Source organism: Labilibaculum filiforme, assembly GCF_002843315.1.
Taxonomy (GTDB): Bacteria; Bacteroidota; Bacteroidia; order Bacteroidales; family Marinifilaceae; genus Labilibaculum; species Labilibaculum filiforme.
This window is the reverse complement of sequence record NZ_MVDD01000030.1, coordinates 21,162-32,450: the sequence shown is the minus strand read 5'-3', so window position 1 is coordinate 32,450 and position 11,289 is coordinate 21,162. Positions and strand designations below refer to the sequence as shown.

Sequence of the window (11,289 nt, the reverse complement as noted above, 5' to 3'; positions counted from 1 at the left end):
TATAAATAAATATCTTGATCTATTAATATCATTTTTACGCATTATCGCCTGTCGCAACGATTCCAATTTGTATTTGCATAAATCCGCTCTGTCTTGCATTAAAAGAGAATAGATTTCCATTAAACGGATATTAATAGATAATGAATTTTCGCATGTAAATAGTGCTATCTCTGACTGTAAGAGCATATTCATTTGAATAAAATCCTTACCTACAAAAGCCAAAAGCAACTCAAAGAATTTTATTTTGCACTCTTTTTCAGAATTATCATTACTGATCTGACATTTCTGTAAATTAATAATGATAGGATAACAAACTGAAAAATTCTTCAATAGAAAATTAGTTGTGAATTGTAGTTCTAAAAACTCAGATTCCTGCTTTTTCGTTAAAAGAAACTCATGTTCTATTATCTCAACTAGTTTTTCATTTTGTTGCTCAGATCCGCAACAGATATTAATATGCATTAATTGTAGCAAGCATTCTAAGCTTAAATTAAATCCATTAGTACTATTTTTCTTAAGCTCGGCACATTGTTCCTCTAAATACTTCTTCGCTTTGGAATAATTTTTCTTTCCCCATTCCTTTAGCTTATTCCGCTGTAAATCCAGTAATTTTTCATTTAGAAATTTGGAATTGGAATAACTAGTATCTTGTTCGTTGGCAAGTATTACGTTATTTTCAGAATTCTTTTTTCTGAATGCAATTAGTTCTAAATCATTTAATAATTGAAATTCAATAGACTTAACGGCTGCTAGTGTATCGTGAAGTGTTTCCTCTTGATTAGATAAATCTTTCGAAGCAAAAAGATCTTTTATCAGAAAATAGTATTCTATACGCTCATTAAAAAGTTCGTATTTTTCAATGAGTCGCATTGTCTTTTTTAATTTTAGAGATGCCTCATTAATTAAACCTTGTTCATGATAAAACGTCGCCAATAAAAAGTTCCGCTTGCAAATAATACGTGCTGATGCCTTATTTTTTGATGGACTTAAAATTCGAAGTAATAACATGGACTCAATATCTAAACGTAAACGTCTTTTATTTTGTGCTAATGCGTCAAAATCTTTACCGAATTCGTCTAAACACTCTTCATCAATGTATTGATTCTTTGTTTTTATTAAAAAGTTCAATAAAAAAATTCTTTTTGAGCCTGTTTTATACTTTAGTCTATAAAACATCTCTAAAAAATATTTATCAAAAGAATGTAAGCTATTATAAAGGCTATTTAGTTTCCGCATGAATTATTGTTTCTCTTATTCTATAGTTTACTACATAAGTTACAAACATATTATGACTAATTCATATTATATTTATGTACAAATACGAATAAAAAAAGAGCTAAATTAGTTAAATACATCAAGAAAGTCCATTTGGATATAGGTGAAATGTATGAAATACAATTTCATTTAAATTGGAATAAATGCGCGCCTCCAACGTTGCGCATAGTAATCTCATTATCTATCACATGCCATCTACTGTCCTTTGTGTTTTTTGGCGACACATTTTTATCGTGAATAAATCCTACATAATGTTCAACATTATTATGAGGCACTATTTTTTTAGGACAATTACTCCATAAAAAACGGGCATCTTCTCCAATATTTATAGCTTTAAAAGGGTTTCTCCGCCACAATTTTTTAGTATAACACAGCGTACCACCATGTACCCAAGGCCTCTCAGATTTAGGATAATTGTATTGCCATAAATTAGCGGTTTTAGGTTGAAAAAAGAATGGTTGATCTAATCCAGTTACGTCTGCATTCTCTTCCAGTAAAGTATTTACTTGATACTGTATCCAGCTTGGAGACATCCAATCGTCATCATCCCAATGAATAATTATTTCGCCACTTGCCAATGCACAAGCAATATTACGTTTCTCACCTATACTAGTAGTTTTTTCTAAAGAGACGTATTTAATATCATTATCTCCTTTACTTATTGCATCTTCTATTTTATCTGTACCATCATCAATAATTATAAGTTCCTTATTTTTGTACAGCTGATTTTTATAGTGCTCAATTGCTCTGGGAACAAATTCTCTTCTATCAGCAGTTGGCATAATACAAGTAACTTTAGGTATATTTTGATTTCTTGTATTGCATATTTCTTTTTTTTCCTTAGGCATTGATCGATAAAAAGCAATATCTTCCAAAATACAATCGGGTGTATCCACCTTCTCCCAACCCGATGGATCAAGAAAAAGCCCCGTATTAAATGTCCAACTATTATTTCCGTGTCGTAAATAAATAAAAAGTTCTTTTCCATCTATCCGCCTTAATCTGGCACCATTTCGCATCATTTTCAGCATGAAATCGGCATCTTCTCGCAATGAAGTATCCGGATAATTATTAGCCTTGCTCCAAAACGATTTATTGTATGCCAAGCTGCCTCCATGAACATTTTCCACCAACATTTTTTTCGATAAATCCTCGGAACATTTCCAAAACTCATTGGAAGTATTAAGATAAAAAAGAGTATTATTAAGACCTGTTATATCACAATCATTTTCAAGAATTGGTTGAACTTGTCTAGAAATTCGATTCGCAGAATACCAATCATCATCGTCCCAATGAATAATTATTATTCCAGAAGAATTTTCACATGCCATATTTCGTTTTTTCCCTATTGAATCGCCATCTTCGCTCTTAAACAAATGGATATTTTTATTTTCAATAAGCTTATCTGGCAAATCTGTAATTGCGTCATAAACAATAATTAATTCTTTGTTTGGGTAGTCTTGTGCATGAAAATAGTTAATAGACTGCAATATAAAATGGGCTCTGTTTTTAGTTGGCATAATACAACTAACAAGAGGAAATTTGACACTTTCTGTTCTTTCTGAAATTTTTAAATTATTTTTTATATCTACAACAAAACTTTCGCACAAGAATCCCTTGCAACAGTCACAATTTGGTGGATTGGAATCCAACTTAAATTTTACACAGAATTTCTCTTTAAAATAATTTGAATTAGCTACCGAAGTTTTATTTCTATTATTGTCATCACCTGCAAATAGCCTATGTACGTAAATGCCTTTTGCCCATATAAGCTTAAAACCTGCTTTTTTTATTCGAACACAATAATCTACTTCCCAATAGTAACCGTCGGCATATTTTTCATCGGCATAACCCACTATTTCTATTGCATTTTTTCTTATGAATAGAAAAGATTCTAACAGGCTATCTAATTCCTGAAAATTTAAGCTATTTACCTGCTTTATTTCTTCAACCCGTTCCAACCAATTAACAGATTCCGGCTGAGCATCTTTATATAACGACTGTTGGCTCCAACTGTTATTGGTAGATGGCCCAATTATTCCAATGTCCCTATTTTTCTCCATCAACTCTACCAACTGGTCTAAAGCTTTAGAACCAACCAACATTCCACAATCCACAAATAGATAGTAATCGGCTGCAATATCTAACAGACAATTAAATAGCGATGTACGCCCGTGCAGATTAATACCAGTTTTTATTTTAAAATCAAACGTATTTCTAATTTCCCTTTTCAGTTCTGGCTTAATCGAATCAATCAATAAAATTATCTCATATTCCAAACTTGTGTTATCGGATATAAAAAAAAGCGTCTTAAATAAATCCTTTACATTCGATAAAGCATCAATATATATTCCTATTACTATTTTTTGATTAATTACGGAAGTAGTCATTTTTTATACGTGTTTATTATGATGAAATAGGCTCCTTTTATCCTAGGAAAATATAATAGGTACTATGAGGAATGAGTTATCGCATCTTATTATTTATAATTAACTGACATACATCTTGTTATCGTAACTATTAATTGCCCATTAATAATTTCTAATCACTTAGCTATGTTAGTTAGGTTCTTTTTGCGCTTAATATCTGTATTTAATTAAATAATAAATAAATACATTAGAAGGGCGCGTTTCGTATTCACTCACTTTTACATTCCCTTGAATTACGCTTTCTGTAGGAGTTTCCGTTGTATCTTTTGGGTTTGTTGAATTATTTACAGGAGCTGCCACCAACGCACCAGGAGTAAGAGTTCCTGGAATTGATGACGTATATACATGCACATGCTTTTGTACCGCAAACTCTTGTTTTGAGCCAAGCCCGTTTTCCATTCCACCAATAGCTTTCGTTCTCAATTCGGTGCTTGCATCATCTGCGCCAATTCCTCTTAAAAACATTCCTCGTAAATCGGGTATATTAAAATAACTTGGTTCATCTCCAGAAGATAGTTTCCCCCCATACAAGGTTCCAAGAGTCGCAAACAATTCAGGATACTCATGCGTTTCCAGTTTTCTGCCATCACACACCATCCAACCTAATTCTTCAATAGGTGTCTTGTTTTCTTCTCCAGTATTGCACGTAGTTACTTCTCCGGCAAAGGCAGTTATAGAACCTATCGGAAGACAAGTGCTCTGTTTTATATATGCAATATTCATCATTCATAGTTTATATTTTTAGGTTTAGTTCGCTACTAAGTATTTGTAATGAAGTAGGCACTTTAAATTGCCAACTTTCTAAAATATTATCATTTGTTCCATGCTCATGATTAAGCCTTTTTAACTCAGAAACAATAGGTGCTTGCTCGTTTAAAATCGGCGCAAGGCTATCATTCCCTAACCAAACAGCACCTGTTGCTATAAAATAAATTGTTGTATTATTAAATTCTGGTTTTACGGGTACGATTATTCTTGCACCTTCGGCCTGAAGAAATGCGTCAAAAATATTCTCATCACCAGCATCAATGCTTTCCATATTAGAGAAATCCAACTCACTGCCAAAATCTTCGAGAAGACAATAAGTCATTTCATTCCATTCTATTGCAGTATCTAAAAAATTCAAATATTTGGGTTTGTTAACTTCATAGCTTGAGGGACCACTGTGTTGATCACTTCTTGAAAATCCGTTAAGCTTAATCATGTTGTATATTAATTGTTTAACACATGATTTTTTAAATTCTTTCTTGATTGTTTTTCTTTCGTATAATGGATTGGTAAACTTGTTGTTGTGTAAGTTCGAGTTTAATTCAGTGTAATATATCGTTCTTTGCTCTTTATACTTTTCCATAATTAGATGGTAAAGCTTCTTTTTCCACTTTTTTAGTTTCTTATCGGAACATTTGCATTCAACCTCAATATTTATTCTGAAAGATTGAACTGAGATTGGTGGAGATAAATAAGGAAAATCACATGTCGCAGAGATGGGTATCGTGTTATTTTCCTGTGATAGTGTCAGATTTTGCAATGTTCCAGTTGTTCCGGTAAAATTGAAATCTTGCCTTCCAACAAGGCCATTAACTTTCCATTGATCATCACTTTGATTTGAAATATAGGTTACAAAAGCAATATTCGCCTCATAACCTTCAGGTATATCTATAAATTTACTTTCGTTTCCCTCTAATATTCCGGAAATAATTTTGGTTTCGTTAGGTGGTAAATCAAAATCGTCTACAGCATAATAAGTGCACAGCTGCGTGTAATTTTGAGTTGATATATCATTAAATGAATAAATTTGGAATAAAGCTGTTGGCGGTTTTGGCTCAATAAGTGTCTCATTCTTAAAATTAAATTCTGCCTTTATATACTGTGCAGCAGGCTTGGCAATTAAAAAACTTAGCATTAATCTATTGCCCCGATTTATCAGGCGAGCTTCATAAACTTTATTAAGCCAATAATAAGTACCAAAAACAGCACTTTTATTACCCGTATTATCTAATATACTAATAGTAGTTTCTTCCTGTTCGTGATTAATCAGATGCACTCTTTGCTTAGTAACTTGCTTTCGAATTTTAGCCGAGGTTTCATTGATTATTTTTTTTGCAAATTTTGAAGCCCTAACTTGTTCTGGCTCCATACATTCTTTTTCAACAGAATAACTACCATTAAGTGTCATGCTGGTTGGAGCACCATAATTTGTACTATAGTCGGTATAAGTAAATGAATCTTTGCTATGAGCTAGAGTAGAAAGTATTTCATTAGTTAAATCGGCGTTTCTTTCTTCGGTATTTTGTAATTTGGAATTCTCGTTAAATTCTACACAATTAACTTTGTCGCTTTCCTGATGTAATTTTCTTTTTGTGTTTTCTTTTTTTTCTCCTGGCATAACAGAAATAATATTAGCTATTTCGCCAGCTTCGTAGCGTAATAGCTTCTGTTTAACCAGTTTAAGCTTACCAATTGCATACAACTTAACCCACGATTCTGAGTTTCCAACTGGTGGAGATTCTGAATAAGGAGGTAATGGAAAAACACTATCCGGCAAAACTAAACTTGCTTGTAGTAAATCCCTTAATTCCTCCTGCTTAAAGGGCATTTTATTGATTTCTTCAGTAAGATTAAAAAATAATTCTTCCAGAAGATTACATGCAATAAGTAACCTTGTAATTTCACCTAAACATTTAACTCGATATCCAATTTTAATCACCAAAGCAAAGTAGGTTTGCCATAACTTTTCTTTCTGAATAGAATATTCCTGACTCTTAAGATAACTATAAAAACGATCCACACTAGTATGCAAGAATTCACAAATGGTTGATACTAAGAAGTTGATATCCTCCATTTTTTCACATTCAATCAAGATCAATTGAAACTTAACTATCTCTCCAGATAAATTCGTTAAGTCGGTTACGCACACATCTTTATACAAACCATCATTCTTAAAGAAACGTTCAACCTCTTCTTCAATTCCAACTCGGTCACCCAGCTTTTTTAGTTCTATCAATTTATCAAAAAAGGTGTTTGCAGGAGGACTGGTAATAATCGCTTGGTAGGTTACAAAACCTAAATTTCTGCCTCGATCATCTATGTTCGGCCAGTTACTTAAATAAATAAATGGAAATAAGTCCTGATGTAAATCTTCGGCAATAGAAGGTGCGGTAGTCTCGTTGTTAAGTACAATTTCTGTTTCGTTTGTTTGTGACGGAGACAAAGGAGTTCGACTGGAAATAGATTCCTTTTCTATAACCATCGGTCCAATAAAATGATATAGATTATTAATTCTTCCATACTTAATATCTCCCCATATTACTAAATTGTTATTTTTCCTTTTTTTTTCCAAAAAGACTTTTAGAAATCCTTTAACGCAATAATTATCTACAGTATTTTCAGATATTACTAATTCAGTATCATTTACTATTAGATACCTATTATCCCACAGTAATTTTTGATTCGATGAAGGAGATATGAATTTTAGACTTACTTTTACTCTACCTTCACTAATAATTCCATTCATATCCAATTCAAAATCGAATATGAAACTTTTGTCATCAGTAATCCATGAGCTACTCCGAATATAATCTGCGTTATTCATGCCTTAAACTTTATAGTTTTATTTTTTTATAGATATTATAAATCCGTTAAAGAAGAAGAAGGATCAATTAGTGCAAACAAGCCCTTAATATCATGAGGAGTATTATCATTATGTCCTGTTGAAATATCAAACAAGAAATTTTTACGATTCTCATCAAACTGTCCAATAGGATTGTTGAAACTAATTATTTTAATTATTCCTTTTACATAAAAGCCTTCTGGTGTATTATGTTCAAATAAACATTGTTTACTCGGTTCAAATTTATAGGTTTCAACACTAAACTCTGCTGGCGGAGAGCTTTGTACTTCCTCCTTGCATAAAGATGGATTTAGATCCAACGTAAATGTAATTTCATCTTTAGTGTTTAATTTTTGAATATTGAAATTGAAGGTGAAAAAAATGTCTTCTAATTCGCCACCAGGGATATTAAATAGTCTTGTTTCTATGCTAAGCGGTGGAGAGCAAATGTCTGTTTTATACATGATTTTAGTATTTAATTTATTTAGAATTTTTAATTAAAAGGGAGTGGCAAGCCACTCCCTTTATGTTTAAGCATAAACAATATTCTCTAATGTAAATTGGAATTTTGTTGCATTTTTACCAACTCCACCGCCAGACATAACAATATCGGCAGAAGCTACCCCTAGTAAACCTAATTCTGTATTCACATCAGAAATAATAGCAGAATTCATCACTTGACCTTCTTCAATCTGAGAAACCACTCCCACCCATAACGTTGGTTTAAATTGAAAAACAGCTTTTTGATCAGGAGAAACACCGGTTTTAACAGCCAATAATTTTCCATTTTTATAAATTTTAGCATCAATAGAACCATTGGTAAGATCGTTTCTTAACTGAACTTCATTTCGGCTAGCTCCTGGCCCTTGATAAGTCAATTGATCACCAGATGGATCAGAAAACACGTGAAACAGCTGACCATTTGATGCTACAATTGGTTCAATTATTTCATTTCCCCATGAATCGGCAGCACTTATTTTCATTGTCATAGGATAAGTAAATGGATGTTGCCAGCCCGTAGCACAATTTTCAATTACTTTCCATGCAACAGCAAGTTCATCATAGTCAGTTGCAATGTTTTTTTGGAAAAATACTACTTGCGAATTATTTTGGTCGTTCGACTCATTAATAAAATTTAATTTAATTTCTGTAGCCATTATTTCTGTTTTTTTAATAATATTGTAAATGGTATTAGTTGTAACTAAGTCAATACCATACCACAGATTTTCTGTGGATTTGTTTTTGAATTACTTTATAAGGTGGTATTTACACCTTACTTGTATGCTATTGGCAAGCCAATGCGAATAGCATACTTTTCAAAATCTATGTGAACAGTTTCATATCTATTCACCTCCTTTCTGTTTATTAAGTTACGGAGAATTCATCTAAAATTATGACAATTAGTTTATTGTTGGATAAGCTCCAGTACTTGTATCACTAATCTGAGAAATTCTCTATCGTGGTTTGTAAAAAAAATTATTTGATAAGTTTATTGATTAAAATCCTCAACTTGCCGACAACCATAAACTCCTATTAACTAGTAAATTGACTTGTCCTATTCCTTGGGATTTAGCAAATGTTTTATACTATTTTCAAACTCGCTCGCTAAAACATACTAATTGAAGGCTAACATCCATCAATTTTTGGAATTCCAGTAGCATCTCCCCAAGCTCTTCTTAGTTGCGGACATTCCCATCTGTCATTTGTTGGTTTGCCAATATTTACAGACTTACCGTTCTTACGGATATCATAATTTCCATTTGTTAAAAGTTCCAAAGTACCACCGTGAGATTCAATGTGTATTTTTAGGTCTTTCGTTTTAATTTTTGCCATAATTTCCTTCCTGATTTTATAAAATATTTTGTTATAAGATTTTCTTTATTTCAACAATCGATTTAATACGGTTGATGATAGTCGACTTATTTCAACTCTAGGATTTTTTCAACAACACGTCTTGCCATAGTAATTGCACTATCATTCATATTCAATGCAAATATCACAGTAGCGTCTTTCCCCAATCCACTACATTTAAAAAGCGTGTTATATACGTCACTTCCCTGCGTGTACTTATAAGTCTCAGATGATGAAAGAGCACACTTTTTCAGCAACAAGAGCTTATACGAGTCTATTCCTGATTGAATGGTATCTTGAGAAAAACATATTGAAGCGTAGAGAGCAGTTGCAAATTTCACATCATTATCTGATATATTTACCTCTAGGTTGTAACCATCCCCACCTTTGTATTCGCTACCTTTATTACATCGAATTGCCATCTGATTTTTTTCAACAATAGGTTGTAATCTCTTGAATTCTTCACCTGTAATGATGCGTTCTGCTTCACTTATATTTAAGTAACTCATAATTTCCTTCTTTTATATTTTAGATGTTTTGTTACGGGCTTTTCCTTTAGTTGCCTATAATAAGTTGTTAAAAAACAATGGTCTTTATTTCCATTGTATCTTTATTAATAGTGGTCTTTATTCCTCTATTTTGGTGAAATAAAATTCACTCATGAGTGTGAACCATTTTTTACAGAATTTTCAATCTTCTTTGGTTGTTTTAGTGTTGCCAGAAATTCTTTTTCAATAGCCATTTCCATTTTTTAAGAGTATGTAAAAAATGACCTGAGTAAAGAATTTCTCGCTTTTATCATGAATCTCGAATCACTTGCATACAATTAGCTAATCGACAATTCAAAGTTCTTATTTATAACATTGGTTCAGCTCTAATCATAGCTACCTCCTTTCTTATTTTTATCTCATTACTATTCTTAAACTTTTGGTTCATTTGATTATTTTTATGTTGATTCAATGTCATTCCTCGTTCGTTTTCATATATGCAATTTACGTCAGGTAATAGACTCACCATAGTAAAAAACGGACATGCATTATTTTTCTTTATTTTTTCTCATTTACCGATATATTCAATTAAAAAGGGTCTGTGAAAGTAGAACCTACCTTTACATTTTTTCATAAAGCTTTGTGGGGTGCAGTTCATAATAGATTTAAATTCGTGAATGAAGTGCATTTGATCATAGTATCCACACTCACAAACTATGTCGAACCAATCTAAATCGGGAAAGGATTCTAATTTTTTACAGAGGAGATTAAAGCGAATTATTTTAAGGTATGTTTTAGGACAAATTCCGAGTTCATTTTTAAATAAACGGCGGATAGTTCTATCGGAACAATTGAGGAGAGTTGCAAGATCGTTTACTGAGCAAAAAGCATTTTTTTCATTTATATATTCACATACCAATTGTAGGTGAATATTTAACTGTTTTTTTTTCTATCTAATAATGTTTTGAAAAAACGATTAAGAATATGTTCTTTCTCAGATTGGGTCGCTGATTTTGATATTAGATCAACTAATTTCTTTCCATCATTACCCATCACCGATTCAATATGCATCACCTTATTGGTGAACTTATTTAAATCTGTATTTAATAATTTACATACTCCTTCGAAACTAAAACTTATTAAAACTCCCCTATAGCAATTTTCATTTCCTGAAACTGGTTGAAATAATAAATTAGAGTTCATATCTGAAATCCCTGTAAATATATTATCGGCTTTTATTTTTTTTTACAATTGGAAATGTACAAATGACTATTGTCATAATGAAGAAATAATTCAACTTTACCATTTGATAGTGGTTTAAACACAATATCGTTTGTTATATTTCTATTTTCATAAAAAACGTATTTTTCGATCAAAGATGAAAGTTCTGGTATCGGATATGAAATCACCGACTTCATTTCTCCAATATAATTCACATAATAATTACACATATTCATTTATTTATTATTGAGTTAAACAATTATTCACATTCAAAAAAGTCAGATTTATACTAGGCATAATGCAACATTATTCGTGGTACAGAGAGATCGAATATGTTTAGAGTCCGAGATAGATTAATTCTGCTGGCTAAAGCTTTTTATTAATCTTTAATAGGTCCACGTCCCTTTCAAGCAAG

9 protein-coding genes are annotated in these 11,289 nt (G+C 31.8%); all 9 read right to left on the bottom strand.

The genetic code is table 11. The features are described 5' to 3' along the window. The coding region (locus tag BZG02_RS20085; RefSeq protein ID WP_143470527.1) for a hypothetical protein at positions 1–1,236 on the bottom strand (1,236 nt) is incomplete at its 3' end. A 164-nt stretch (positions 1,237–1,400) separates the two neighbouring features. Next, complete coding sequence (locus BZG02_RS20080) at positions 1,401–3,665, bottom strand: glycosyltransferase (RefSeq protein ID WP_101263541.1); 2,265 nt, start codon at positions 3,663–3,665, stop codon at positions 1,401–1,403. 189 nt (positions 3,666–3,854) lie between these two features. Next, positions 3,855–4,430: a phage tail protein gene (locus tag BZG02_RS20075; RefSeq protein ID WP_101263540.1), complete on the bottom strand. Its 576-nt coding sequence runs from the start codon at positions 4,428–4,430 to the stop codon at positions 3,855–3,857. A 7-nt stretch (positions 4,431–4,437) separates the two neighbouring features. Next, positions 4,438–7,296: a hypothetical protein gene (locus BZG02_RS20070; RefSeq protein ID WP_101263539.1), complete on the bottom strand. Its 2,859-nt coding sequence runs from the start codon at positions 7,294–7,296 to the stop codon at positions 4,438–4,440. Positions 7,297–7,331: 35 nt separating this feature from the next. After that, positions 7,332–7,778, bottom strand: a complete 447-nt coding sequence (locus tag BZG02_RS20065; protein WP_101263538.1) for a hypothetical protein — start codon at positions 7,776–7,778, stop codon at positions 7,332–7,334. Positions 7,779–7,844: 66 nt separating this feature from the next. Next, the gene (locus BZG02_RS20060; RefSeq protein WP_101263537.1) at positions 7,845–8,471 is read right to left on the bottom strand and encodes a hypothetical protein; all 627 of its coding nucleotides are present in this window, start codon (positions 8,469–8,471) and stop codon (positions 7,845–7,847) included. A gap of 469 nt (positions 8,472–8,940) precedes the next feature. Continuing rightward, a complete protein-coding gene (locus BZG02_RS20055; RefSeq protein ID WP_101263536.1) occupies positions 8,941–9,147 on the bottom strand; it encodes a hypothetical protein in 207 nt (68 codons plus the stop codon). An 86-nt stretch (positions 9,148–9,233) separates the two neighbouring features. Continuing rightward, the gene (locus tag BZG02_RS20050) at positions 9,234–9,674 is read right to left on the bottom strand and encodes a hypothetical protein (protein ID WP_101263535.1); all 441 of its coding nucleotides are present in this window, start codon (positions 9,672–9,674) and stop codon (positions 9,234–9,236) included. A 547-nt stretch (positions 9,675–10,221) separates the two neighbouring features. Then, positions 10,222–10,572 carry a helix-turn-helix domain-containing protein gene (locus tag BZG02_RS21390; RefSeq protein WP_180335800.1) on the bottom strand — a complete coding sequence of 117 codons (351 nt, stop codon included), beginning with the start codon at positions 10,570–10,572 and terminating at the stop codon, positions 10,222–10,224. Between the last annotated feature and the right edge of the window lie 717 nt (positions 10,573–11,289).